Below are 24,990 nucleotides of genomic sequence, written 5' to 3'. Positions count from 1 at the left end.
GCCACCGCATTCGCGTGAGCTACGAGGCCGAAGCCGAGAACATCGCCTCCGAAGAGATCATCCGGACCCTCTTCGAGAGCGTCGAAGTCCCCTAGGTGCCACTCTTTGACTTTTGACCTTGTGGAATTTCCCTAAAAGTCAAAAGTCAAAGAGTGGCACCTATTCTTCGATGATATCACCCGAACTCCTCGCCCAGGTCCGGCGCATCGAGATCATGACCGGGCGCCTGTGACCGAGACGCTGGCCGGGGAGTACCTCAGCGTCTTCAAGGGCCGCGGCATGGAGTTCGCCGAGGTGCGCGAGTACGTGCCCGGCGACGACGTGCGCACCATCGACTGGAACGTGACGGCCCGCACCGGGCGCCCTCATGTCCGGCAATACTCGGAGGAGCGCGAGCTCACCGTGGCCATCGCCTGCGACCTCTCGGGTTCGCAGTTCTTCGGGACCTCGACGCGCCTCAAGAAGGAGGTCGCCGCGGAGCTCTCCGCGGTCCTGGCCCTCTCCGCCCTGTACAACAACGACAAGGCCGGACTCTTCGTCTTCACCGAGGACGTGGAGGAATACATCCCTCCCAAGAAGGGGCGCCGCCACGTCCTGCATCTCATCCGCGAGGTCCTGGCCTACCAGCCCCGCCGTCACGGGACCAGGATCGGCCGCAGCCTGGAGACCATGGTCCAAGTCCTCAAGCGGCGCTGCATCCTTTTCCTGATCTCGGACTTCCGCGACGCCGACTTCGAAGGCCCGCTGCGCCTGGCCGCCCTCAAGCACGATGTCATCCCGGTCGTGGTCTCGGATCCGCGGGAGGCCTCGCTGCCCGCCTTGGGCGCCTTCCTGGACCTGGAGGACCCCGAATCGGGCCGCCGCATGCTGGTAGACGCCTCGGCGCCCGCACTCCTGGAGCGGCACCGGAGCCAAGAGAGCCAACGCGTGCGCCGGCTGGAGGATTTCTTCGGGCGTTGCGGCCTGGATTTCATACGGATCAGCACGGGCCGCCCTTACCTGGACCCCATCATCCGCTTCTTCCGGCAGCGCGCCCGGAGGCTGCGCCGATGAACATCCTGGCCGCGCTGAGCCTGGCCGCTGTCTGCTCCTGGGCGGCGGGGCCCGCTCCCGCGGCGGGAGGGGGGAGCGTGGAGCTCGCAGCGCCCAGCTCTTCGGTCGTGCTGGGCGAGCCCATCACCATCCAGGCGACCGCGACGCTGGAAGCCGGAGCCTCTCTCTCCCTCGACCTGGAGCGCTCCACGACCGACAGCTTCGCCATCACCGCCGTCCGGGAGCTCCCGGCGGGACGCCGCTTCGAGATCCAGCTCATCCCCCTGGACGTGGGCCAGCGCGCCTTCACCCTGTTTTGGACTTTGGCCGGCGCGGGGCCCGCTCGCTCGCTGTCGAGCGAACTGCGTCTCGATGTCCGTGAGCCTCCCGAAGCCGCCAAGTCCCAGGACGTCAAGGACATCAAGCCTCCCCGCCGCGCGCGGCCGCTGTTGTGGCCCTGGCTGCTGCTCGCCGCCGCCCTGGCGGGGCTCTGGTACTGGTACAAACGGCGCGCCGAGCTGCGCCGGCGGGCGCAGTCGGCGGCCGGCCCGCCGCCCGACACCCGTCCCCCTGAAGAGATCGCGGAGAGCGAATTGGCCGCTTTGGATGCATCCCACATGTGGGCGGAAGGCCGGCACAAGGAATTCTACGGCGCCTTGACGGAGATCCTCCGGCGGTATCTGGAGCGGCGTTTTGCCTTCGCGGCGACGCGGGAGACCACGACCGAGATCCACCGCCGGCTGCGGCAGCTGGAGCTCGACCGCCGGCTTCTGACCGTGTTCAAGGACCTCTTCGACCGGGCCGACCTGGTCAAGTTCGCGAAGATCCCGGCGCAGGCCCGCTGGGGGGGCTCCGATCTGACGGCGGCGCGGCGTCTGGTGCGCGAGACATCGCCAAAAGATGTGACCGCGGCGGCCGGCGGCCGACCATGAGGTTCGCCCATCCCTGGATGCTGCTGGGCGTCCTCCCGGCCCTGGCCGCGGCCTGGTGGGCGGCGGCGCGCCTGGAGCCCGACAACCGGCCCACGCTCCCCTACCCGGCGCTCGGAGCCTTCGCGGCGGAGCCGTCGCTGCGGCCGCTGCTGGCGCGCTGGCTGCCCCTGGGCCTGCGCCTGCTGGCCTTGCTCCTGGTCTGCGTGGGCCTCGCCAGGCCCCAGAAGGTGACCCGCCAGTTGCAAGGGTGGGGCGAAGGCATCGACATGATGCTCGCCCTGGACACCTCGCTCTCCATGAATGCGCTCGACTTCCAGCCGCTGAGCCGGGTCGAAGCGGCCAAGGACACGGCCGCGCGCTTCGTGCGCGGCCGCGTCGAGGACCGCATCGGGATGGTGGTCTTCGGCGGCGCCCCCATGCTGGCCTGTCCCCTGACGCTCGATTACGATGCCCTCATCGAGCGCATCCAGGGCCTCAGCGCCGGGATGACCGGCGCGGATGGCACGGCCCTCGGCGAAGGCATCATCTCCGCGCTCAACCACCTCAAGGCCGGCAAGGCCAAGACCAAGATCATCATACTGCTGACCGACGGCCGCGGCAACGTGGGCCTCGACGCGGTGACCGCGGCCAAGACCGCGGCGGCGCTGGGCGTCAAGATCTACGCCATCGGCACGGCCAAGCGGGGGGAAAGCCTCATGCCCGTAGACGACCCGAACCTCGGCCGGGTCATGGTCCGCATCAGCGACGACCTCGACGAAGAAGGCCTGCTCGAGGTGGCGCGACTCAGCGGCGGGAAATACTGGCGCGCCACAAGCCTCTCCGAACTGCGCTCCATCTACTCCGAGATCGACAGGCTGGAGAAGACCAAGGTCAAGCTGCCCGAGATCGTCTCCCGAGCGGACCTCTACGGCCTGCCGGTGCTGGCCGCGGCCCTGCTCCTCCTGCTTGAAGCCGCCTTGTCGCAAGGCCTGCTCCTGAGGTGGCCGTGAATCCGGCAAGAGACCGGCGTGGGAGATTTTCGAACAGGTGCCAGGCTTTGACTTTTATCTCTAAGGAAAGTTCAATAGAACAAAAGTCAAAGCCCGGCACCTAGCATCCATGTTGAGAAACCCGCTGTATCTGCTTTGGATGGCGCTGGCGGTAGGAGCCGCGGCGGCGCTGCACTTCTGGGCCGCGGCCCGCCGCCGGGCGATAGCCCAAGCCCTGGGCGACCCGGGGTTGCTATCGCGGCTGATCCCTGCCGAGACCGCGGCCCGGCGGCGGCTCCAGGGCGTCCTGCTGCTCTCTGGCCTGGCCTTTCTGTTTGTGGCCCTGGCCGGGCCGCAATGGGGGGTGGAGTTGGTCACCACACGCTCGGACGCGCGGCAGGTCTTCATCGCCGTGGACACCTCCCTGTCCATGACCGCCGAAGACGTCTCGCCCAACCGCCTGGAGAAGGCCAAACGGGAATTGGCGCAGCTCTTGGCCGCGCTCCAGGGAGACCGCGTCGGGGTCATCGCCTTCGCGGGCGAGGCCGGCATATTCTGCCCGCTGACCACGGACGTGGAGGCGGCCAAGCAGATCCTCTCCGGGATATCGGTGGGATCCATCCCGGTCCCGGGCACCGCCATCGGGACCGCGGTGCGCCTGGGTGCGGGCGTCCTGCAGCGCTATCCCGGCGGCAAGGCCCTGGTCCTGCTGACCGACGGTGAGGACCACAACACCGACCCCTCGGGCGCCGCGGCCGAGGCGGCGGCCGCGGGCGTCAGGATCTACGCCATCGGCATAGGCACGGCCGAAGGCAATCCTCTACCCATCAAAGAGGAAGGCAGCGGGGCGCTCACCGGCTACAAGAAGGACCGCAAGGGAGCGACCGTCATCAGCCGCCTCGGTGAAAAGACCTTGGTCGACATGGCGGCGCGCACCGGGGGCGCCTATTACCGCGCCAGCCCGGCCGAGGACGAGGTCGCTGATATCGCTCGCCGCATCGCGGACCTGGAGAAGTCGCAAGGGGTCTCCGGCGCTTCCCAGCACTACCGCAACCGCTTCCTCTTCCCTCTGGCCGCGGGCTTCCTGCTCCTCTTGGCCGAACTCCTGGTCCCTCTCCGGCGGATGCCCGCGGCGGGAAAGTCGACGGCGCTCCTGCTGCTGTGCCTGCTTCCCGCCTCCGCGCACGCGGCCGGCAGCGAATCCGACCTGCGCGCCGGCAACCGGCTCTACCAGAAGCGGGAATTTCAGGAGGCCCTGGGACGCTACCGCGCGGCGCAGCGAGCGGGGGACCCTCGGCCGGAATTCAACGCCGGAGACGCCCTTTACCGGCTCGAGGATTTTGACACCGCCTCCCAGAAGTTCAAACGCCTGGCGGAAGACCCCAAGGCAGCGCGGGAAGCGCGGGCCGCGGCCTACTACAACCTGGGAGACGTGCTGGTGCGCAAGCAGGACTATGCCGGCGCCGTGGCCGCTTTCCGCAAGGCCGTCGTCCTGGCGCCCCAGGACCGGGACTCCAAGGAGAACCTCGCCGTGGCCTTGCGCCTGCTCAAGCACCCGCCGCCGCCCCAGAAGAAGTGCGACAAACCTAATCCGAAGAAGGACGACCAGAAGGACCAGCAGGACAAGAAGGATAAGGGGAAGAATGACTCCCAGCCGCCGCCCCCGGCGCCCCGGCCCCAGGACCAGATGTCCAAGGACGACGCGCAGGGGATCATGCGCTCCGTCGCGGAGAAGGAGAAGGCCGCCAAGAGCCGGTTGCAGCAGATCTCCCCTCAGAAGCGGCCTCCGCCCGAGGAGGATTGGTGAAGCTCTGGCTCGGCCTGGCCTTGGCGCTCTGCCCGGCATCCCGCGCCCTGGGGCAGCTCTCCATCACCGCCGAGGTCAACAAGACCCAGGTCGCCCTCGACGACCAACTGGTCCTGGCCGTCACCATATCAGGCGGCCAAGCCTCGCTGCCGGACCCGCAGCTGCCGCCCCTGGCGAACTTCAGCGTGTATTCCTCCGGCCGCAGCCAGAACATCTCCTTCGTCAACGGCCGGGTCTCCAGCTCCGTCACCCACACCTTCGTCCTGGTCCCGCGGGCCGTGGGCAAGGGCCTGATCCTCCCTATCACGGTGTCCGCCCAGGGCGCGACAGCGCACACCGACCCTATCGAGATCCAGGTCTTGCCTCCGTCCAACGCCGTCCCGGCTGCGCCGGCGCCGGCGGCCCAGCCCGGCCAAGCTCAGGCCGGGCCGGGTCCGGGCCGCCCGGCCGCCCGGCCGCGGCCCTCGGGCGCCGCAGCCGGAGGGGCCCCCGACGTCCTGGTGACCGCCGAACTCGATAAGGCCAAAGCCTCGGTCAACGAGCAGGTGACGCTCTCCGTGAAGTTCCACGCCGCGGTCCCCTTGATGGGCAATCCGGAGTACGTGCCGCCGAAGCTGGAAGGCTTCCTGAGCGAGGACCTGCCGCCGCTGCGGCACTACAACGTGGTGCTCAAAGGCCGGGCCTATGATGTGACCGAGATCAAGACCGCGCTGTTCCCCCTGCAGGCCGGACGGCTCAAGATCGGCAATGCCGTGGTGCGCTGCCAGGTCCAGCAGGACTTCAACGCCGACCCCTTCTCTCCCGATTTCTTCGAGAGGTTCTTCTCCCAGGGGGTCGCGGCCCCGCAGAGCCGGACCATCGCCTCCCAGCCCCTGGTCCTGGAAGTGGCCCCGCTGCCCGCGGCCGGCAGACCGGCCGATTTCGCAGGCGCCGTGGGCCGCTTCTCTTTGGCCGCGAGCGTCGACAAGCGCCGCTCCAAGGTGGGTGATGCCGTCAACCTCGCCGTCACCGTGCAAGGGACCGGGAACCTCAAAGCCATCGGAGAGCCGGCTCTGCCCAGCCTGGCCTCCTGGCGGGTCTTCGACCCGGTGACCTCGGTCAACCAGGAGAAGAAGGGCGACCTGGTGCAGGGCTCCAAGGTCATCCGCACCGTCCTGGTCCCGCGCGTCTCCGGAGACCAGACCATCCCGCCGATCCAGTTCTCCTATTTCGACCCGGCGCGCCGGGAGTACATCACGCTCAAGAGCCCGCCCCTGACCGTCTCCGTCGCTCCGGGAGAGCCCAACGCGACTCCGGCCGTGGGTTACGTGGCCCCGTCCGCCGCCGCGGCCCCGGGCCTCACCCGAGTCAACGAGGACATCTCCTACCTCCAGACCCGGACGCAGCCGCCGCCCTTCACGCGGGCCTTGGAATCCGTAGCCTCGGCCGGCCCGATCCACGCCGTGCCGCTGCTCTTCTTCTTCTGGGCCCTGGGCTTGGCCTTCTTCAGGGAGCGCTTGGCCTCCGACCCCAAGGGCGCCCGGTTCCGGGGCGCCTGGAAGACCGCCATGATCCGGTCCAAGGCGGCCCAGCACGCGCTCGATTCCCGGGAGGCGGCCGGCCTCCTGACCGAGGCCTTGACGGGCTTCCTCGCCGACAAGCTCAGCGAGCCGGCCTCGGGCCTGACCATGCGCCGTGTCGCAGAGCTGCTGCAGATGCGCCAGCCCCAACTCCCTGCGCAGGAGGTCGAGCGCATCCGCTCGCTCTGGGAAGACCTCGATTCGCGGCGCTTCGCCCCTCCGGCGGCGGGCTCCGCGGGGGATGGCGCGGCCGTGCGCCAGGAGCTGACCGATCTGCTCCACAGCCTGGAGAAGGAGCTCAAACGATGACTTCCCTGCTCCTCGCCGCGGCCGTGCTGGCCGCGCCGCTCTGGGCCGCCGCGCCCGCCGCACCCGGCGGGCCGGCGTCCCCCGAATCCCCGCCCCGCTCCGAGGGCCAGCGCCTTTACGACCTCGGCGATTATCAAGGCGCGGCCGACTGGTACCTCCAAGCCGTCCGCGCCGAGCCCCGCAATGCGGGCCTGCATTACGACCTGGGCAACTCCCTTTTCAAGAGCGGCAAGACCGGGCGGGCCATCGCGGCCTATGAACGGGCCTTCCTCATCCGGCCGCGGGACGCGGACATCCGCCAGAACCTGGACTACGCGCTCAGGCGGGCCGGCGAAGAGCTGACGCCGACCGGCGTGCCGCCGCTCCTGTTCCTGGCCTTCCATCTCTGCAGCGAACGGGAGCTGGCCGGCCTGCAATGGCTGGCGTGCTGGCTGCTGCTCGGGCTCGCGGGCCTGTGCCTCTGGCGGCCGGCCCTGCGCCCGAGCCTGCTGCCCTGGACGGCGGCCGCCGCGGCCCTCTGGCTCGGCCTGGGCGGCTGGTGGCTGGCCGTCCGGGGAGTCGCTCCGGCTGGTGGCTGGCCGTCCGGGGAGTCGCTCCGCAGCGGCGCGGGGTCATCGTGACCCCGGCTGCGGAGCTGCGCAGCGGGCCGGGCGAGAATTTCAACGTCAGCTTCACCGTCCCCGAGGGCAGGAGGGTGCAGATCCTGGGGTCCGACGGGGCCTGGGTGGAACTGGGGGTCTTGAAGGAAGGGGTGAAGGGCTGGCTCCCGGCTGCGGCAGTCGAAGAACTCTAAGGGTTGTACGGCTCCACCGGTGTGGCCGGCACGGGCGGGGGGGGCGCAGGAGCGGCAGGCTTTGGGCTGAGTAACGCCACACTGCCGGCGGCGGCGGCCGCTCCCTTTTTCGCTGAAGCCGCAGAACCCTTCTTGGCCGCCGGTTTGCGCTTCCCCGCTAGCTTCTTCTTGGCTTTGGCCTTCGCCTTGCCTGCGGACAGCGCCTTCTTCCCGCCGGCCGGCTTGGCGGCGGCGGTCTTGGCCTTGACGGCCGGCTGGGCCGCAGCCGCGCTTTCCGCCTCGCCCGCAGGGGCGGTCAGCTCATCGGCCGAGTAGGTGTCGCCGCCCGCTGGGGCAGCTTCCGCGTCCGACGGGGACGCCTCGGCGGGTTGCTCCCCTTCCGCAGCCGGCTGCGCCGTTTCCTCTGCGGCGGGCTGCTCCGCTTCCGCGGCCGGCTGCGCCGGTTCCTCTGCGGCGGGCTGCTCAGCCCCCGCGGCCGGCTGCGCCGATTCCTCCGCGGCGGGCTGCTCCGTATCCGCGGCCGGCGCCGCCGATTTCTCTGCGGCGGGCTGCTCCTCGGACGCGGACCCATCGGTTTCCTGGCCCCGCGCGGGACAGACCCAGAGAAGCAACGACAGCATCAGCCAAAGCATGTGCGGAGATTATACCGATTTCATGCTACGAAAACATTTCGACGCGGCGGGGGCCGGGCGCGGCGTCCGGCCCCGGGAGAAAAATGTTAGAATCCCCACGGTTTCATGGCGCCCTCCTACGCTCTCGTCCTGATGTGGGCCGGATTGGGAATGCTGGGCCCGGCCGCCGCCGTCTTCGTCCTGCGGCAGGGAGGAGGGGTCACCGTCTGCGCGGCTCTCCTAAGCGCAGTCTTCATGGCGGCTCTGGGCGGGGGCTGCCGCTTCGTGGCCGATCTCCCGCGCCGGCCGCTGCCGGCTCTAGCCGCGCCCGCGACAGCCCTGTTCTGCGCGGCGCTCCTGCTGCCCCTTTTGGGTCTGCGCGCCGTGGGTCTGGCCGGCGCGGCCTTGGGCTTGGCCGGCTGGGTCAAAAGCCGCGGGCCGGCGGCGCCGCCTGCGGTATCGGAAGTTCCGCAGGTGCCGGCCGGACGGATTTCCTTACGGCCGGCGCCGCCGGCCTGGCTGCTGGCTCCGGCCGGCGCCGCGGCCGTGGCTTGGGCGCGCTGCCTGGGCCTGCTCTGGGGACATTCCTTCTATGCCTTCTGCGGCCTCTTGGTCGGAGCCGGCGCCGGGACCGCCTTCGGCCTCTGGCTGAAAGGACGCTGCGCCCCGGCCCTCGACGCCGCCGGGCTGCCGCGCCGCCTCTTCGTCTTCGTATCGGCGCTGGCCGGCCTGCTGGGCCTATGTTGGCTGCGCTTCATCGGCATCAACGCCGGCGCCGCAGAATACCTCTTCGCCGGGCTGCGGGGGCCGGGAGACCTGTCGTTCATCGTCGGCCAGTCCACTTTGGCCCTGGCGTTCTGGAGCGCCCTGCTGGCCATGGCCTGGCCGGCGCCCGCGGAGGACGTCGCCAACGCCGCGGGGACGCCCTCGCTGCCGGCGCGCGCCTCCGGCGCGCTGCTGGCCGCGGCCGGTCCCCTGGCCGCCTGGGCCCTCATCCCCCGCCTGGGCGCGGCCGAGACCGCTGCGGTCTGCCATCTGGCCCTGGCCGCGCTGAGCCTCGCCGCCGACCGCCAGCCCCTCCTGCGCAAGCCGGTCCTCGCCCGGGTCGCGCTCGCGGGACTGGCCCTCGCCTTGGTCATGGGCTGGCACTGCCGCGAGCTCTTTGCCGACGTCTGGCTCAACCGCCTCAACGCGGCCTGGGCCGGCGGCCGGTATCTCGCCCTGGCCGAGGACGGACGGGAGCTGCTGGCCGTCTACCGGTTCTCTTCCGGAGTCCCCGTGCTCCTGCGCGACGGCGCCGCCTGGGTCGAGGCCCCGGCCGAGGCCAAGCGCGAGGCCCATCTGCCGCTCCTGCTGCAAGGCTCCCCGCGCCGCGTCCTCATGCTGGGCGTGCGCAATCCCTTGACGCTGATCTCCGCCATGGCCCATGGGGTGGAGGTGCGGGCCGTGGACTCCCACCCCGAAGCCGGGCTCATCCTGCGCGCCCAGGCCCCGACGCCCTGGCCGCCGCCGTCGCCGTCGGTCAACGGCGCCACCCTGAGCTGGACCCGGGCGGACCCGCGCCGCTATCTGCGCGCCGCCGGGCCCTCCTTCGACGTGATCATCGAAGAACTCCCGTTCCCGGCGACCACGCCCGAATGGGCGCGCCTCACCACGCGGGAGGCGTTCCGAGAGCTGCGCGGCCGTCTCAACCCGGCGGGCTTGGCGGCCCTGCGCCTGCCCGCGCCGTATCCGCCGCTCAGCCTGGCGCAGACCCTGCGCACCGCGCGCAGCGTCTTCGCCCATGTCGGAGGCTTCGAGCTGCCGGGAGGCTACCTCTTGGCATGCTCCGACCAGCCCCTGGCGTCCCAGCCCGCCGCGCTGCTGGCCCGGAGCAACGTCTACGTCCAGGCCGACGACCTCCAGCTGGAAGAAGACCTGCCGCGGCTGCGTTGGGACGATTTCTCCGACATGCCGCCGGAATTGGCCGCCTTGAGGCCGGACACCGACGACCGGCCCTCCGGCTTCTTCCCGCTTCCGGCCCTGGCCGGCGGGCTCATCCTCGCCCACAGCGCGGCCGAGGCCTCCGGCGAGCGGGGACGGTAGCCCGCTGCCCTGCCGAGCCCGGCACCCAATGCTATAATGGAATGAGATGAAGCTCCACGTCATCACGCTCGGCTGTCAGATGTCCGCCGCCGACGGGGCCGAAACCGCGGCCGACCTCGGCCGCCGAGGCTGGCAGGCCGCCGCGGTCCCGGCGCCAGCCGACACGATATTCCTGACCACATGCTCGGTGCGCCGCCACGCCGAACAGCGCGCCCTCTCGCTCATCGGGCGGCTGCGCGAGTGGAAGGCGCAGGACCCCAGCCGGTTCCTGGTCGTAGCCGGTTGCGTGGCCGAACGGCTGGGCGAGCGCCTGGCCCGGCGCTTCCCCCACGTGGACCTGGTCGTGGGCTCCAAGAGGGCGGGCAGCTACGCCGATATCGTCGCGCAAGCCGTTGCCGTTCGAAATTCCGAATCGCCGCAGGCGATTCGGAATCCGGCCGCCCCCCCGCGGGGGGCGGCCGTTCCGTCGGGGGGCAAGCCCGTTCAACACCTCACCATCATGCGCGGCTGCTCCTGCTCCTGCTCCTACTGCATCGTGCCCACGGTCCGCGGCCCGGAATCCTGCCGCCCCGCCGAGGAGATACTCGGCGAGGCCCGCGCCCGCATCGAGGACGGCGCCCGCGAGCTGATCCTGCTGGGCCAGCGCGTCAACGCGTACCGCAGTGGGGCCGCGGACTTCCCCGACCTGCTGCGCGCGCTCGACGCCTTGCCGGGCCTGCGGCGCCTGCGCTTCATGAGCCCGCATCCCGCCCTCTGCGACGACCGGTTCTCGTCCGCCGTCCGCGAGTGCCGCACGGTGTGCGAGTGGGTCCACCTGCCGGCGCAGTCCGGCTGCGACCGGCTCCTCGGGCTGATGCGACGCGGCTACAGCCGGGAGCAGTTCCTGCGCACGGCCGACCGTCTGCGCCAGACGCTCCCCGGCGTTGTGGTTTCCACCGACATTATAGTAGGATTTCCTTCGGAGACGGATACGGATTTCGCCCAGACTCTGACGCTGATCGAGGAGCTCCGCCCCGCGAGCGCTTTCTGCTTCAAGTACTCCGCGCGGGAGGGGACGGCGGCCGCGGCGCTTGCCGACGACGTGCCCGCGCCGGTGAAGGAGGGGCGACTCGCCGCCGTCAATGCCGCAGTCGAGCGTCTTACGACGCAGGCTTTGCATGCGCAGGTCGGCAGCAGCGTCGAGGTCTTGGCCGAGACCCCGACCTTCGGCCGGACGAGGACGGGCTTCAAGGCGAGATGGCGCAGTCCGGTCGCGGCCGGCGACCTCGTGTCGATACGCGTGGACGCCGCGACGCGCCGCACTTTGCTAGGAGATATCCATGAGCCACACAACCCATAAGCACGAGAAGGTCGGCACGGAAAGACGCGCCCACGTGCGTTTGCCCGTGGTGGAAGGGATGATCGAGCCGATCACCGTCCAGTTCGGTCCGGGCGAAGGGCAGAGCGCCCCGGCCGCCGCCCTCGGCCAGCCGGCCATCCTCACCAACCTCTCCGCGGGGGGGATGTCCTTGCTCATGTTCCTCGAACCGCCCCATGCCCGGCGCCTGGACATGGTGCTCAGCATCCCGGGCCTGGACCGCGTGCCCATCGCGGGCCGGGTCGTTCGCGTCCACCAAAGGGGGCCCACCTACAACGTGGGCATCTCCTTCACGCAGATCAGCAAGAAGCATCAGGACCAGATCAGCAAGATGGCGGAGGACCACGGCGATTGCGAGACCCGCGTCGCCCTGAAGCTCCCCGAGGTCTGCGTCAAACCCTGCACCTTCCACGCCCTCTGCGCCAAGCCGCAGAAGATGCCCTTCTGGCCGAAGAAATAGCCCCTGTCGTCGTAGTCGGGCCCACCGCTTCGGGGAAGACCGAGCTGGCCCTGGCCCTGGCCCGCTCTTTGCATGGCGAAGTCGTCTCAGCCGACTCGCGCCAGGTCTATCGCGAGCTGTGCGCCGGGACGGCCAAGCCCGCCCGCGACCGCCAAGGCCGCGTGGAGGGGATCCCTTACCATCTGGTCGACTGCGTCCCGGTCACCGAGCCCTTCGATGCGGGCCGCTTCGCCGTCCTGGCGCGCGCCTCCATAGCGGAGATTCGGGGCCGGGGCCGCATCCCCATCGTCGCCGGCGGCACCGGGCTCTACATCCGCGCCCTCCTGGAAGGCCTCTGCGCCCTGCCGCCCCGCGACGAGGCCCTGCGGCGCAGGCTGGAGGAGGAAGCGCGCGCCCACGGCCGGGCCTGTCTGCACGAACGACTCGCCCGCGTCGACCCCGAAGCCGCGGCCGCAATCCCCGCCAACAACATCCAGCGCGTGGTGCGCGCGCTCGAGGTCTTTGAGCTCACCGGCCGGCCCATCTCGCAGCATTGGCAGGACCACAAGAACGAGCGGGTCGGCGCCAGCCGACCTGCCACCGCCGTCCTCCGCATCGACTGGCCCCCCGAGGACCTGCGCCAGCGCATCGCCGCGCGCGCCGAGTCCATTTGGCCGCGGATGCTCGCAGAAGTTCGCGGGCTCCTGCGCCGGTTCAGCGGCGAGGAGCCGGGCTTCCGGAGCCTCGGCTACCCTGAGGCGGTGGCCTGCGCTCAGGGCCGCCTCTCCGCCGACGAGGGACTGGCGCGCTTGGTCAACTCCACCTGCGCGTACGCCCGGCGCCAGCGCACCTGGTTCCGCAACCAGCTCGGTGCCCAGGCCGTGGCAGGCGGAAGTCTCGAGGACATGCGCAGGCAAGCCCTGCGGTCCATCCCGGAGCACCATGCGTCAACCAGCCGCTAAGGGCCTCAGTCCAGCGCAGGACCGCTTCGTCATGACGGCGCTGTTCGTGACCGGCGCCGTCACCTTGACCTTGGAGATCGTGGGCACGCGCGTGATCAGCCCGTTCTACGGCTCCTCGCTGGCCTGCTGGTCCGCGCTCATCACCGTGACCTTGGTGGCCTTGGCCGCCGGCTACAGTCTCGGCGGGCGGGCCGCGGACCGGGGTGCGAGCCTGACGCTGCTGGCGCGCCTGCTCTTCTGGGCCGGAATCGCGGTCGCGGCCATCCCCGCCGCGCGGGCCACGGTCCTGCGCCTGGCGGCACCTCTGGGCGTGCAGCTGGGAGCTTTGGCCAGCGCCGCCGTGCTCGTGGCTCCCGCGCTGGTGCTCCTGAGCATGCTGGGCCCCATCGCCATCCGGCTCACGGCCCTCGGGCTCGACACGGTCGGCCGCAGGGCCGGCAACGTCTACGCCGTGTCCACCGTGGGCAGCGTGCTGGGCGCGATATTGTCGGGCTACGTGCTCATCCCCCGGCTGCCCATCAGCCAGGTCTTCTTCGGGACCGCCGCCCTGCTCTTGCTCTTGGGGGCCCTGGGACGACGCCTGGCCCAAGGCCGCGCGCCTCTGGCCCCGTTGGCCGCGGCCGCAGGCGTGGCGCTCGCCGGCTTCTGGCCCCGCCCCGAGCCGCGGACCAACGTGCTCCTGCACCGCGAGTCGGCCTACGGACAGATCAAGGTCCTGGACCTGGGCAGGTCCAAGCGCTACCTGCTGGTCAACGGCACCAGCCAGTCCGTGGCCCGCCTGCCCGACATGGAGAGCGACTCCCAGTACGTCCGCGCCCTGGAATGGGCGCCGCTGCTGCGCCCCCAGGCGCGGCGGGCCCTGGTCATCGGCGTCGGGGCCGGGCTCCTGCCTAAAGCGTGGGAGCTCCACCACGGTCTCATCGTAGACGCCGTGGACATCGACCCCGACATCGTGGCCGCGGCGCGGCGGCATTTCGACTACTCGCCCCGCGGGCAGGTCTTCGTGGAGGACGGGCGCACCTTTCTGGAGCGAGGCGGGCCGAGCTACGGCCTCATCGCCCTGGACGCCTTCGCCACGGAGTCTCCTCCGTTCCAACTCTTCAGCCGCGAGGCCCTCTCGGCCATGAAGCGGCGCCTGGAGCCCCGGGGCCTGGTCGCGCTCAACATCGTGAGCCTCCTGCGCCCGCCGGGCGACGAGGCCTGGCTGGCGGCCTATAAGACCCTCAAGACCGTCTTCCCGAAGGTCCGCGCCTTCGCGGGCAGCGACGACTTCAATGGGCTCGCCAACGTGCTCCTGTTCGCCTCGGACGCGCCTCTGGCGGATGAGGGAGCCGCGCTGCGGGCGCGGCCCTTCGCCAAAGCCGACATCCAGGCCATGCTCACCCGCGAGCTGTTCCCCGCGCCCGGCGACCTGGCGCGGGCGCCGCTGCTCAGCGACGACTTCGCGCCCATGGAGTCCCTCCTGGCCAGGACCGCGTCGCTCTGGCGCCGAAGCCTGCAGGGGAGCATCCCCGACGTCATGCTCTATTAGGCCATGGCCGAGCCAGTCATCCTCGTCGGCGTGGGCTTGAAGGCCGAGGCCGCGGTCATGGCCGCGAGCCTCGCGGAGCTGCACCGGCTGGTGGAGACCGCGGGCGGCGAGGTGGTGGGCACGTGTTCCCAGGCTCTGGCCCGCTACCACCCCGGCACCCTCGTCGGCGTGGGCAAGGTCGCGGAGATCGCCGCCGCGGTGCGCGCCCATCGGGCCGCCACGGTCGTGTTCGACCGGGAGATCGCGCCCGCGCAGCAGAAGAGCCTGGAAGCCGCCATCCCGGCCAAGATCATCGACCGCACGCGCCTCATACTCGACATCTTCGCCAAGCGCGCCCGCACCAGCGAAGGACGCCTGCAAGTCGAGTTGGCGCAGCTCTCCTACATGCTGCCGCGCCTGACCGGCTCTTGGCGGGGATTTTCGCAGCAGGTCGGCGGCATCGGCACGCGCGGGCCGGGCGAACGCAAGCTGGAGTACGAGCGGCGCCACATCTCCCTGCGCATCCAGCACCTGCGCCGCCAACTCGAGGCCGTCCGCTCCGCGCGCCTGCTGCGCCGGGAGCGCCGCCTCGCGGTGCCCGTGCCCCAGGTGGCGCTCATCGGCTACACCAACGTGGGCAAGTCCTCGCTGCTCAACGCCTTCACGCGCGGCGCGGCCGGGGTCTACGCCGACGACAAGCTCTTCGCCACCCTCGACCCCACGGCGCGGCGGGTGCGCCTGCCCGAGGGCTCCTGGGCGGTGATGACGGACACGGTCGGCTTCATCCGGCGCCTGCCCACCACCTTGATCGCCGCATTCCGCTCCACTTTGGAGGAAGCCGTCCTGGCGGACTGCCTGCTCGTGGTGGCGGACGCCTCCGCGGCGGAGGCCGCGGCGCAGCAAGCCGCGGTGGCCGAGACCCTGCGCGAGCTGGGCGCCGAGGACCTGCCGCAGGTGCTGCTCTTCAACAAGGTCGACCTGCTCGAGGCCGCAGGCCGGCGCGACCTGGAGGGCCGCCATCCGGGCGCCGTCTTCGTCTCAGCCGCCACCGGAGAGGGCCTCTCCGCGGCCTTGGTTGCCGTCCAACGGACCCTCTCCAGGCGCTGGCTGCTGCGCGAGGTTGAGCTGCCCGCGGCCCAGGCTTTCAGCCTGGCATCCTGGGTCCGGCAATCGAGCCAGGTGCTTTCCCAGAGCGCGGTCCGCGACCGCATCCGGATGCGCTTGAGGCTGACCCAGGAGAACTGGGGGCGCCTTCAAAAAAAGCTCGCCTCCACAAAGAGAAAATCCTAGAAAAGCCGGGCCAGTTTTGCTACACTTCTTCGCTGATCGTTGACCGCCCTATGAGAACCGACCTCTGGGCCCAAGCCGGACTCGTCGTGCTCAGCTACCTGGCGGGGGGAATCCCCACCGGCTACCTGGTGGTGCGCCGGCTCATGGGCATCGACATCCGTGATCGCGGCTCCGGCAATCCGGGCACGGCCAACGTCTACCGCGTCGCCGGCGCGCCGGCCGGCGCCGTCACCTTGCTCGTCGACGCGCTCAAGGGCTTCGTGCCGGTGCTCATCGCTCATCGCCTCTATCCGGACCAGCCCTGGTTCGTCGTCCTCTGCGGCACCGCGGCCATCATCGGGCACGACTGGACCGTGTTCCTGGGTTTCAGGGGCGGCAAGGGCGTGGCCACCTCGGCGGGCGTCTTCGCCGCGCTGACCCCCCAGCCCATGACCCTGACGCTCATGTGCTTCCTCTGCGGGATGTGGGGCAGCGGGCATATCTCCATGGGCTCGCTCTGCGCCGCCGCGGTCTTGCCGGTGCTCTGCCTCGTGCTCGGTTCGCCCCTGCCCTACACCGCCGCGGCTCTGGCCGCCTCTGCGCTCATCGTTTACAAGCACATCCCGAACATCAAGCGCCTGCGCCGGGAGCGCGCCCTCGCCTTCCGTCTCGAGAGCCGGTCCGCAGGCGCTCCGGCTGCAGGCAAGCGGAGCTGAGCCCATGGCCAAGAACGAAAGCGGCGGCTCCCAAGGCCCGGCGCAGCCCTCCGTGGAGAAAGAGGTCCACATCTATTCCTTGGCCACCACGGCCAACGAATGCATCATCTTCCTGGAGGAGCTCTCCGGCAACCGGCTCCTGCCGATCTGGATCGGCATCACCGAGGGGCAGGCCATCGCCATCCGCTTCTCCGGCATCGTCCTGCCCCGGCCCCTGACCCACGACCTGCTCCTGGGGGCCATCACGCAGATGGGCTATTCGGTGCAGAAGGTGGTGGTCTGCGACATCAAGGACAACACATTCTACGCCCGCATCCGCGTGGTCAAGGACGGCCAAGCCGTGGACCTCGACAGCCGGCCGTCCGACGCCATCGCCGTGGCCGTGCGCGCCGGCTGCCCGATCTACGTCGAGGAGAAGGTCTTCGCCAACTGTCAGACTCTGAGCAAGCCGATAACCGAGGACGAGGTCAGCAAGTTCAAAGCCGACCTCAAGAACCTCAAACCCGAGGACATCTTCAAGGATCTCAAGAAGGACATCAAGACCAAGAAGAAGCCCGCCAAGGAGGAAGAGCCTCCCGGGCCCGGGGCCGAAGGCCCCGAGCCCGAGGAAGAGAGCGACGATGAATAGACTAGACATCATCAAAGCCGTAGCCAAGGTGCTGACCACCAAAGGAGAGGCCGCCCAGGCCGTGGAGACGACGTTCGCGACCATCCGGGCGGCGCTCGGCCGCGAGGAGAAGGTCGTGATCTCCAACTTCGGGACCTTCCGCGTCAAGCACCGCCAGCAGCGCCAGGGACGAAACCCGAAGACGGGGCAGCAGGTGACGGTGCCGCCGCGCAAGGGCGTGCGCTTCAAAGCGTCGAAGAACCTCCTGCAGCCGTGAATCCGGGGACGCCGCCCCTTCCGGGGCCGGTCATCCCGGACCAGGACTTCTTCACCATGGGCGAGGCGTGCCGCATCGCCCAAGTGGCGCCGCACACCCTGCGCTACTGGGAATCCCGGCTGGGCTTCCCCCGGCCGGCCCGGCGCTCGAGCGGCCACCGCCGCTACGGCCGCGCCGACCTGGAGACCATCTTCGAGATCAAGCGCCTGCTCGTCGGCCGGCGCCTGACCGCGGCCGGGGCGCGCAAGGCCCTGCTGGAACGCCGCCGGGGCGTCATGGGCGCCGACGCCGGGGAGCCCGCGGCCGCGCCGGCCGCGGTGCGGCTGCTGCGCGAGGTCCGGGTCGAACTTCAGGAACTGGCGTCGGAGCTTGCGAAGTGATAGGATTTATGCCGTCGCGCAAGGCGGGCAAGACGCTCGTGGCCGGGGACTGGCTCAATGGTAGAGCGTTCGCTTGGGGTGCGAAAGGTTCCGGGTTCGATCCCCGGGTCCCCGACCAGGGGTGTCTTGCCCGTGCAGGTCGTTCTTTCTTAATATATCAGCGATTAGACGGGGTATAGCTCAATTGGTAGAGCGCACGGTTCGGGACCGTGAGGTTCTCAGTTCAAGCCTGAGTACCCCGAAGTTTTTTCGCGCATGCCCGACCCCTTGACCCGCCGGCGTTTCGTCGTGTCCGGGCGCGTGCAGGGAGTCGGGTTCCGTTGGTTCGCGCAGCGCTGGGCCGAAAGGCTGGGGCTGCGCGGTTGGGTGAGCAACCTGGAGGACGGGTCGGTGGCGTCCGAGGCGGAAGGTCCGGCCCAGGCGGTCGCGGAGTTCGAGCGGCGCCTGCGGGCCGGGCCGGCTGGGGCGCAAGTGAACGCAGTCGAGGCGACGGAGCGCAAGCCCGAAGGCGGGCCGTCGTCCTTCGACATATTGTAGAGGTCCGGGGAGCTGGTCATGGCAAACGAGGCACCGAGCACTGACACCATCAGCCAGTACTTCAAGGGCATCCAGCGGCTGGCCACGATAGACCGCGAAGAGGTCCACAAGCTCTGGAAGAAGGCCAAACGGGGCGACCGCCTGGCCAAGCAGCGCATCATGGAGACCAATCTGCGCCTGGTGGTGCCCATCGCCCGCAAGTACCATCGGCAGGGCATCGACTTCATGGACTTGATCGAGGAGGGCAACCTGGGCCTGATGCACTCCATCGACAAGTTCGAGCCCAAGAAGGGCTACCGCTTCTCCACCTACGCCTCCTACTGGATCGAGCAGTCCATACGCCGCGCGGTCGAGGAGCAGTCCAAGACCATCCGCATCCCGCCCCACGCCTGGGAGGCCCTGCGCAAGTGGCTCAAGATGTGGGAGAAGCTCCACTCCAAGCTGGGCCGCGACCCGTCCTTGGCCGAGATGGCGCGCACCATGCACTGGACGGCCCGCCAGGTCCGCGGCGTGCTCGACGCGGCGGAGGCGGCGCGCGGCATGGGCTCCTTGGAAGCGCCGGTGGATTCCGAGGACGACAACATCACGGTCGAGGACATGCTCTCCGAGAACGACAACCAGTCCCCGGAGAACCTCATCTCGGTGCTCAAGCTCCATGACGAGCTCAACCTGGCCATGAAGGAGATCGGCGACCGCGAGCGGATGATCCTGGAGTTCCGCCACGGCCTCACGGGCCAGACCCCGATGACGCTCGAGGAGGTGGGCAAGCGCCTGAAGCTCTCCCGGGAGCGGATCCGGCAGATCGAGGAGCGGGCCCTGCTGCGCCTGCGCCGGGTGGCCAACCGCATGGGCCTCATCGAGGTGGGCGACAGCCGCTCCGCGTCCACGCCCAACCTGCAGCCGGGCTGGTACTCCCCGAAGGTGAGGACCGACATCCTCGGCCAGACCATCCCGAAGGGCCGCTCCACCGCGCCCACGGCGCACGCCGTCCACCGCCGCCCGCGCAACCTCATCCTCAGCCGCGTCGCGGCCAAGACCAGGAGGACATGATGCCCGCCACTTCCCTCGACCCGTCCGCCTTCATCAAGGACGTGCCGGACTTCCCCAAGAAGGGGATCGTGTTCAAGGACATCACGCCCCTGCTGGGCAACCCGGCCGCGTTCACCGCGGCCCTGGACCGGATGGCCGAGCCGTTCAAGGATGCGGGCATACGCTATGTGGCCGGCATCGAGTCGCGGGGCTTCCTGCTGGCCGCGCCTCTGGCCTGCCGCCTGGGGGCCGGCTTGGTTCCTATCCGCAAGAAGGGGAAACTCCCGCGCAAGACCAAGTCCGCCTCCTACGACCTGGAGTACGGGCAGGATTCCATCGAGGCGCACGAGGACGCCTTCCCGGCCGGGGCCAAGGTCCTGCTGGTCGACGACGTGCTGGCCACGGGCGGCACCGCCAAGGCGGCCTGCGAGCTCATCGAGGCCATCGGCGGCCAGGTGGCCGGCGTCTCCTTCCTCATCGAGTTGGGCTTCCTCAACGGCCGCGCCAAGCTGGCGGGCCGGGACGTCCGGGCTCTGGTCAAATATTAAGCCCCGATAGCTCAATGGATAGAGCTAGCGCGTCCTAAGCGTTAGATGGGGGTTCGATTCCCTCTCGGGGCATTTTTATTATAGGGGCTTAAAACATGGGCAAACAGTGGGTCAGAGCGCAGGTCAAGAAGAACGAGATGCAGGAAGCGGTGGACCGCGGCCTGCGCTGGACGCTGGAGAACCGCCAGACCGCGGGCATCGGCGCGGCGGCGATCGCGGGGGTCCTGCTGTTGGGGGGGCTCTTCCTTTATAGTCATCGCGCCAGGCAGAACGCGGCCTGGGACGATTTTTCTCTGGCCAACGCGCTGGCCTACTCCGGCCAGACGGACGCGGCGGTCAAGAAGATCGATGAGATGAGCGCCGCCTACCCGGGCACGCCGGCCGCGGGCTACGGCCTGCTCTTCGCGGCAGACCTGCTCTTCCACAGGGACCGCTTCGCGGACAGCGAGAAGTACTACAAGCAGTTGGTGGACCGCGGCCAGCCGCAGGTCCTGCAGCCTTTGGCCTTGGGCGGCCTGGCCTTGGCCCAGGAGTCGGCGGAGCAGTGCGCTGAGGCGGTGAAGACCGAGGAGCGGTTCCTGGGCGCCTATGCGGACCATTTCCTGGCGCCTCAGGTGCACGCCTCCTTGGCCCGCTGCGAGACGGCATTAGGCCAAAGAGATACCGCCAAGGCCACTTTGCAGAAGATAGCCTTGCAGTACCCGGAGACTTCCTGGGCGGCTTGGGCCCAGGAGCGCTTGAAGGCCCTGGGCGGGGGGGTGTAGAACATGACACTCCCTGGCACATTTAGCTATTGACATGAAAAATAAGTCTTTGTTAGAATCCTACCCGCTCGTGATTAAGGAGACTCGGCCCGCAAAGGTCGAGGCCGCGGCCAGAAGCCTACGGCACGCTCCTGAAGAAGGGAAAAACGTAGGCCCCGCGAGAGCGGGGTTAATAGGTAAAATAGATCCCCGCCGTGTGCGGGGCTTACGAAAGTAAGGAGGAATAGTGCAAATGAAGAAGCTCCTGGGATCGGCTTTGGCCCTGGCGCTGTTCGTCAGCGTCGGAACGGCGAATGCCGAGTTGTTGAAGAACTTCAAGTTCGGTGGGTCGGTCGAAATGGATGCTGTGTCCGCGCGCAATGTTTCCAACTTCAAAACGCGGAGCTACAACAACAACGTCCCCAACGACCACGTCGGCACCGCGCAGACCCGGATCATGTTGAACATGGACTGGGACCTGCTTGATGACGTCCACTCGAAGGTGACCCTGCGCAAGAACAACCGCGTCTACGGGAACGCCGCCTCCGAGAGTCTGACTGCGGTCCAAGGCTTCGTGGTCCTGGATCAGGCATACTTCAAGATCGACAAGGTGTTCGGCTTCCTGGACTCGACCTTCGGCCGCCAGTTCTACGGCGAGCCGGGCGACCTCATCGCCTACTACGGCCCCGCCTACGACCAGTACGGCTTGCAGGTGACGGCCATCGACGGCGCGCGCTTCGACTGGACCGGCGAGAAGGCCTATGCGACCGTGGTCGTATTCGAGCCGACCGGCCACCCGGGACTGGGTTCCAGCAACTATGTCGGGATCAAGGACATCCGCGGCTTCATCGCGGGCAACAAGGGCAATGAGAACTTCGACGGCAAGGCGTATGTGTGGAACCAGGCGACTCATGGCGGGATGAACTCCGTCGCGACCCCCCCTGGCCTGACCACCAAGAACGACAACCTGTACGTGCTCGGCGCGAAGGTCAAGGCCAAGCTCGGCGGGCTCTACGGCTCCCTCGAAGCGGCCCTCAACTTCGGCGAGAACCGCGCTGGCGCCGTATCCGAACGCTACGCCGGCAAGGCCCTCCTTGCTGATGTCGGGATGAAGGCTGATGTGGAGCAGATCGGCATGTTCAACCCCTGGGCCCAGTTCGGCTGGGGCTCGGGCAATGGCGACAGCACCAACGCCAACAACCACAACATGAACTTCACGCCCATCGCCACGGACTTCCGGCCCGGAGCCATCTACGGCCGGTTCGATGCGGCCAACGCGGGCGCTGTGATCCTTGGCAATGGCGTCACCGGCATGCCTGCTGGCACAATGGCCTCCAATGGTCTGACCAACAAGATCATGTACGCCATCGGCGTCAAGGCCACCCCGGCGGGCCTCAACAAGCTGACCGCGGGCCTGGCGATGTACGCCTTCCGCTTCCAGAACATCGGCGACAACATGAAGCCCGCGGGCACGACCATCAGCGCCCTCACCGGTGGACACCGCTCCATCGGCCAAGAGTACGACCTGACGGCCGAGTGGAAGCACTCCGAGAACGTGTCCCTCAAGGGCACGGTCGGGAACTTCCAGCCTGGAGACGCGATCCGCTTCGTTGCCAATGCGACGCCGGGCAACACGACGAACTCCGCCTGGATGTCCGCGTTCGACGTGGCGGTCAAGTTCTAAACTAAGAAGAACCAGCACAAAACCCCCTGCGGCTTGCCGCAGGGGGTTTTGTTTTGTAGGGGTCAGGTCTTGAAATTTCACATCCGCCCTCCTGCCGGCATGGAATCAAGAGGGGACTTTTCGCGCCCAAAATCGTATATCTAGTAGGGACGCAGGGCCGCGATGGGGCTTGATATAGTATACATCCTGGTGTATACTAATGCGGGAGGCCACAATGACCCGCCACATCACCCTCAAAGAGCTGCGCCCCAGACTGCCCCAAGTCATGCAAGCCATCGACCAGAAGATGGACCGCTTCATCGTCACCAGGCGCGGCAAGCCCGCGGCCGTCATCATGGGCCTAGACGATTACGAAGGCCTCCTGGAGACCCTGGAGATACTCTCCGACAAGCCCGCCGTCAAACGCCTCAAACAGGCCGAGGCGGACCTCCGAGCGGGACGTTCCCGTTCGCTCGATGAAGTACGCCGGGAGCTCGATGCTCTATAGAATCGAACTCTCGCCGGCGGCCCGCGGCGTCTATCAGCGGCTGCACCAGAGGGACCGGAGGCTCTTCGACCGCGTAGACCAAGTCCTGCGCGAGCTTGCACAGGACCCCTTTCTGGGCAAGCCTCTCAAGGGGGAACTGGCCGGCAAACGCAGCTACCGGCTGGGCCCCTACCGGATCATCTACGCGGTCTTCGCGCAGCGCCTGCTGGTCTACGTACTCGACATAGGCCACCGCCGCGAGATCTACCGCTAGCGCCGGCCCGCATCCCGAAAAGCCCCCAATTTGCTAGGATTATCCCGCATGCACCGACGGCTCTGCGCCTGCGCCCTCCTGCTATCGGCCGCCCTCCCGGCCCGGGCCGCCAACCTCGACGTCACCGCCGCCTACAAGATGCGGGCCATCTCCTATTCGAACCTCAACCTCACCGGGGACAAGACCTCCCAGAACAACCATTCCTTCATCTCCAACGACGCCAGGCTCGGCATAGCCGTGCGCAACATAGAGCTCGAGCGCAAAGGCGGCGAGATGATGACCATGGACCTCGGCGTCGTCTTTCGCGCCCTCGGCGTCACCGGCTCCACCACGGCCCTGCAGGCGCCCTTCGACCGCATCGCCAACAACTACCCCTCCGCGGATTTCACGCCCTTCCTGGAGAACGCCTACCTCCGGGTCAACCGCTTCCTCGGCTACCCCATGGAGGCCACCTTCGGCCGCCAGAACTACCGGCTAGGCTCCGGCCTCCTGCTCGATGACGACGGGGCCGGCCTCACCGGCGTCACCGTGAGGGGGGACCTCCCCTGGTGGGGCATGAAGGCCGAAGGCTTCGTCTTCTCGGACCGCGACTCCCGGATCGCCACCCAGGGCAACGGGGACAATTCGCTGGCCCTCGCCGGCTTCGCCGTGGACCTCCCCAGCGAAGGCGTCTGGCAGCTCAACCAGCTCTTTGAACGCGACCGGGGCACTCAGCAGGTCTACGGCTGCACCTACCCCAGCTCCGGCGGACTCCTTCCACCCACGGACGCCTGCTACGCATCCAAGACCCTCAAGAGCTTCACCAGCGTGCGCTATGCCCTGAACTACGGCCCCATCGTATTCGACGGCGAGGCCGCCTTCGAAAAGGGCCTAGCCACCCCCATCGGGAATCCCAGCGATCCCTTGGCCGCGCCCCCAGGCCGCATCACCTACAACGGCAACGCCCAGGTCGCCCGGGCCAAGTGGAAGCAAACCCTGCCGCGCCTAGGCGAGGGCATCGCGCGCATGAGCGTGGCGCGCGGTTCCGGCGACGTCCCCGGCACGCCCACCCGCGACGAGGCCTTCTTCCCGGCCCACGGACACCAGTTCAACGGCCTGGACCGCTCCGGCTTCGGCGACTTCTTCGGTGCCACCCCCTACAGCGCCTTCGGCGGCAACTACGGCTCCACCACCACGGCCAGCGGCCTGCAGCAGGGCAACTCCGGCATCGTGATCGTCGGCATCGGCTACACGCCGCCCGCCTACAGAGGCTACATCCTCGACGTGGACTACTACGTCTTCCAGAGCGAGCGCGCCGCCAACGACAGCCACGCTCTCGGCAGCGAATGGGACCTCCGCCTGCGCTACAACGTGCAGGACCGCTTCGGGATATCCCTCTCCGCCGCATTCTTCAGCACCGGAAAAGCGAACGCGACCAACGGCGCCAAGGCCAAGAAGTACACTTTGGAAGCCTTCGGCCGGTTCTAAACCAATCCTTGCCGTAGGCCTGGAAGCCCCGAAAATGCCCCAGAAGGCGCCTTTGGCAGGTAATTCGGGAGAATGGCCGGTGAAGGGGGGTAGACCAATAAGAACAGCCTCATTTTAAACCCCAGAAAGCACGTTTAAACTGTTTTTCCTGGCACCAAAATAGCCCCGGAGACCGCCCCCGACCGGACAACCTCGCTGCTCGTCTGCTGGCATATGCACTTCAGTCACCCAATCCGGGGATTCACGATGCCCGTTGCGAGAGGTATCGATCCGAGGGCGCGGACCACGGTCCCCGTCATCTTTTCTCGACGACTAAGCCTGGTCCGATGGTGATCGATGCGCATGTGCCGCGCCGGTCGTGTCCGACAAGTGTCTGATGGATGAGCGCCTCTCCTGCAAGTACGAATGAGGCGCAATCGAGCGTCATGCGAGGGCAGATGGTCCTACGTTTTTAGAAAAATAACGCTGGAAATATCGGTGCTATTCACATCGCGCGCGCGATGCGAATAGCGCTGCAAAATAAATAACAATTTTTTGAAAATGTGAGGGAAACGGGAGGCCGTCAAGGAAATCAGAAGGCCGGCGAAGAAGACGGGGGGCCGCCCATACCGGCTCACCGTCGGAAAAAA

At 68.4% G+C, this 24,990-nt stretch carries 26 protein-coding genes and 3 tRNA genes; 28 read left to right on the top strand and 1 reads right to left on the bottom strand.

Going from position 1 to position 24,990, the window contains the following annotated elements:
• Positions 1 to 228: 228 nt before the first annotated feature.
• The 7 genes from NTY77_12755 to NTY77_12725 all read left to right on the top strand — a co-directional run bounded on the left by NTY77_12755 (position 229) and on the right by NTY77_12725 (position 7,400).
• Positions 229 to 1,053 carry a DUF58 domain-containing protein gene (locus tag NTY77_12755; protein ID MCX5796355.1) on the top strand — a complete coding sequence of 275 codons (825 nt, stop codon included), beginning with the start codon at positions 229 to 231 and terminating at the stop codon, positions 1,051 to 1,053.
• Positions 1,050 to 1,964: a hypothetical protein gene (locus tag NTY77_12750; GenBank protein MCX5796354.1), complete on the top strand. Its 915-nt coding sequence runs from the start codon at positions 1,050 to 1,052 to the stop codon at positions 1,962 to 1,964. Before NTY77_12755 ends, NTY77_12750 begins: the two co-directional genes overlap by 4 nt.
• On the top strand, positions 1,961 to 2,953 hold the full coding sequence (locus NTY77_12745) for a VWA domain-containing protein (GenBank protein MCX5796353.1): 993 nt from the start codon (positions 1,961 to 1,963) through the stop codon (positions 2,951 to 2,953). Before NTY77_12750 ends, NTY77_12745 begins: the two co-directional genes overlap by 4 nt.
• Before the next feature lie 112 nt (positions 2,954 to 3,065).
• The gene (locus NTY77_12740) at positions 3,066 to 4,739 is read left to right on the top strand and encodes a VWA domain-containing protein (GenBank protein MCX5796352.1); all 1,674 of its coding nucleotides are present in this window, start codon (positions 3,066 to 3,068) and stop codon (positions 4,737 to 4,739) included.
• The gene (locus tag NTY77_12735; protein ID MCX5796351.1) at positions 4,736 to 6,607 is read left to right on the top strand and encodes a BatD family protein; all 1,872 of its coding nucleotides are present in this window, start codon (positions 4,736 to 4,738) and stop codon (positions 6,605 to 6,607) included. Before NTY77_12740 ends, NTY77_12735 begins: the two co-directional genes overlap by 4 nt.
• The gene (locus NTY77_12730) at positions 6,604 to 7,227 is read left to right on the top strand and encodes a tetratricopeptide repeat protein (GenBank protein ID MCX5796350.1); all 624 of its coding nucleotides are present in this window, start codon (positions 6,604 to 6,606) and stop codon (positions 7,225 to 7,227) included. The genes NTY77_12735 and NTY77_12730 overlap by 4 nt, the downstream gene beginning before the upstream one ends.
• Positions 7,224 to 7,400, top strand: a complete 177-nt coding sequence (locus NTY77_12725) for an SH3 domain-containing protein (protein MCX5796349.1) — start codon at positions 7,224 to 7,226, stop codon at positions 7,398 to 7,400. Before NTY77_12730 ends, NTY77_12725 begins: the two co-directional genes overlap by 4 nt.
• Here NTY77_12725 and NTY77_12720 read toward each other — a convergent pair.
• The gene (locus NTY77_12720; protein ID MCX5796348.1) at positions 7,397 to 8,032 is read right to left on the bottom strand and encodes a hypothetical protein; all 636 of its coding nucleotides are present in this window, start codon (positions 8,030 to 8,032) and stop codon (positions 7,397 to 7,399) included. The genes NTY77_12725 and NTY77_12720 overlap by 4 nt on opposite strands.
• A gap of 105 nt (positions 8,033 to 8,137) precedes the next feature.
• On the opposite strand from NTY77_12720, the gene NTY77_12715 reads away from it, so the two are divergent.
• The 21 genes from NTY77_12715 to NTY77_12615 all read left to right on the top strand — a co-directional run bounded on the left by NTY77_12715 (position 8,138) and on the right by NTY77_12615 (position 24,361).
• Positions 8,138 to 10,096 carry a hypothetical protein gene (locus NTY77_12715; protein ID MCX5796347.1) on the top strand — a complete coding sequence of 653 codons (1,959 nt, stop codon included), beginning with the start codon at positions 8,138 to 8,140 and terminating at the stop codon, positions 10,094 to 10,096.
• Positions 10,097 to 10,142: 46 nt separating this feature from the next.
• Positions 10,143 to 11,435, top strand: a complete 1,293-nt coding sequence (locus NTY77_12710; GenBank protein ID MCX5796346.1) for a MiaB/RimO family radical SAM methylthiotransferase — start codon at positions 10,143 to 10,145, stop codon at positions 11,433 to 11,435.
• Positions 11,416 to 11,913 carry a PilZ domain-containing protein gene (locus tag NTY77_12705; protein ID MCX5796345.1) on the top strand — a complete coding sequence of 166 codons (498 nt, stop codon included), beginning with the start codon at positions 11,416 to 11,418 and terminating at the stop codon, positions 11,911 to 11,913. The genes NTY77_12710 and NTY77_12705 overlap by 20 nt, the downstream gene beginning before the upstream one ends.
• On the top strand, positions 11,805 to 12,854 hold the full coding sequence (miaA, locus tag NTY77_12700; GenBank protein MCX5796344.1) for a tRNA (adenosine(37)-N6)-dimethylallyltransferase MiaA: 1,050 nt from the start codon (positions 11,805 to 11,807) through the stop codon (positions 12,852 to 12,854). The genes NTY77_12705 and miaA overlap by 109 nt, the downstream gene beginning before the upstream one ends.
• Positions 12,835 to 14,385, top strand: coding sequence for a fused MFS/spermidine synthase (locus tag NTY77_12695; GenBank protein ID MCX5796343.1), 1,551 nt, complete (start codon positions 12,835 to 12,837; stop codon positions 14,383 to 14,385). The genes miaA and NTY77_12695 overlap by 20 nt, the downstream gene beginning before the upstream one ends.
• Positions 14,386 to 14,388: 3 nt before the next feature.
• On the top strand, positions 14,389 to 15,654 hold the full coding sequence (hflX, locus tag NTY77_12690) for a GTPase HflX (protein MCX5796342.1): 1,266 nt from the start codon (positions 14,389 to 14,391) through the stop codon (positions 15,652 to 15,654).
• Between the two features lie 50 nt (positions 15,655 to 15,704).
• Positions 15,705 to 16,349, top strand: a complete 645-nt coding sequence (plsY, locus tag NTY77_12685) for a glycerol-3-phosphate 1-O-acyltransferase PlsY (GenBank protein ID MCX5796341.1) — start codon at positions 15,705 to 15,707, stop codon at positions 16,347 to 16,349.
• Between the two features lie 4 nt (positions 16,350 to 16,353).
• A complete protein-coding gene (locus tag NTY77_12680; protein MCX5796340.1) occupies positions 16,354 to 16,977 on the top strand; it encodes a bifunctional nuclease family protein in 624 nt (207 codons plus the stop codon).
• Positions 16,970 to 17,233 carry an HU family DNA-binding protein gene (locus tag NTY77_12675; protein MCX5796339.1) on the top strand — a complete coding sequence of 88 codons (264 nt, stop codon included), beginning with the start codon at positions 16,970 to 16,972 and terminating at the stop codon, positions 17,231 to 17,233. Before NTY77_12680 ends, NTY77_12675 begins: the two co-directional genes overlap by 8 nt.
• Positions 17,230 to 17,613 carry a MerR family transcriptional regulator gene (locus NTY77_12670; GenBank protein MCX5796338.1) on the top strand — a complete coding sequence of 128 codons (384 nt, stop codon included), beginning with the start codon at positions 17,230 to 17,232 and terminating at the stop codon, positions 17,611 to 17,613. Before NTY77_12675 ends, NTY77_12670 begins: the two co-directional genes overlap by 4 nt.
• A gap of 43 nt (positions 17,614 to 17,656) precedes the next feature.
• Positions 17,657 to 17,731 (top strand) — tRNA-Pro (locus tag NTY77_12665).
• A 51-nt stretch (positions 17,732 to 17,782) separates the two neighbouring features.
• Positions 17,783 to 17,855: transfer RNA gene (locus tag NTY77_12660), tRNA-Pro, on the top strand.
• Positions 17,856 to 17,868: 13 nt separating this feature from the next.
• Complete coding sequence (locus NTY77_12655; protein MCX5796337.1) at positions 17,869 to 18,150, top strand: acylphosphatase; 282 nt, start codon at positions 17,869 to 17,871, stop codon at positions 18,148 to 18,150.
• A gap of 18 nt (positions 18,151 to 18,168) precedes the next feature.
• Positions 18,169 to 19,200 carry an RNA polymerase sigma factor RpoD/SigA gene (locus tag NTY77_12650; GenBank protein MCX5796336.1) on the top strand — a complete coding sequence of 344 codons (1,032 nt, stop codon included), beginning with the start codon at positions 18,169 to 18,171 and terminating at the stop codon, positions 19,198 to 19,200.
• Complete coding sequence (locus NTY77_12645) at positions 19,200 to 19,727, top strand: adenine phosphoribosyltransferase (protein MCX5796335.1); 528 nt, start codon at positions 19,200 to 19,202, stop codon at positions 19,725 to 19,727. Before NTY77_12650 ends, NTY77_12645 begins: the two co-directional genes overlap by 1 nt.
• Positions 19,728 to 19,799, top strand: a tRNA-Arg gene (locus tag NTY77_12640). It begins immediately after the preceding gene.
• A 23-nt stretch (positions 19,800 to 19,822) separates the two neighbouring features.
• Positions 19,823 to 20,491: a tetratricopeptide repeat protein gene (locus NTY77_12635; protein MCX5796334.1), complete on the top strand. Its 669-nt coding sequence runs from the start codon at positions 19,823 to 19,825 to the stop codon at positions 20,489 to 20,491.
• A 232-nt stretch (positions 20,492 to 20,723) separates the two neighbouring features.
• Positions 20,724 to 22,154, top strand: coding sequence for an alginate export family protein (locus NTY77_12630; protein ID MCX5796333.1), 1,431 nt, complete (start codon positions 20,724 to 20,726; stop codon positions 22,152 to 22,154).
• A 214-nt stretch (positions 22,155 to 22,368) separates the two neighbouring features.
• Positions 22,369 to 22,641 carry a type II toxin-antitoxin system Phd/YefM family antitoxin gene (locus tag NTY77_12625; protein ID MCX5796332.1) on the top strand — a complete coding sequence of 91 codons (273 nt, stop codon included), beginning with the start codon at positions 22,369 to 22,371 and terminating at the stop codon, positions 22,639 to 22,641.
• On the top strand, positions 22,631 to 22,894 hold the full coding sequence (locus NTY77_12620; GenBank protein MCX5796331.1) for a type II toxin-antitoxin system RelE/ParE family toxin: 264 nt from the start codon (positions 22,631 to 22,633) through the stop codon (positions 22,892 to 22,894). Before NTY77_12625 ends, NTY77_12620 begins: the two co-directional genes overlap by 11 nt.
• Before the next feature lie 48 nt (positions 22,895 to 22,942).
• On the top strand, positions 22,943 to 24,361 hold the full coding sequence (locus NTY77_12615) for a hypothetical protein (GenBank protein ID MCX5796330.1): 1,419 nt from the start codon (positions 22,943 to 22,945) through the stop codon (positions 24,359 to 24,361).
• Positions 24,362 to 24,990 lie beyond the last annotated feature (629 nt).

The organism is Elusimicrobiota bacterium, assembly GCA_026388095.1.
Taxonomy (GTDB): Bacteria; Elusimicrobiota; Elusimicrobia; order UBA1565; family UBA9628; genus UBA9628.
The sequence above is the reverse complement of the archived record's forward strand: the minus strand, read 5'-3'. Positions and strand labels throughout refer to the sequence as shown.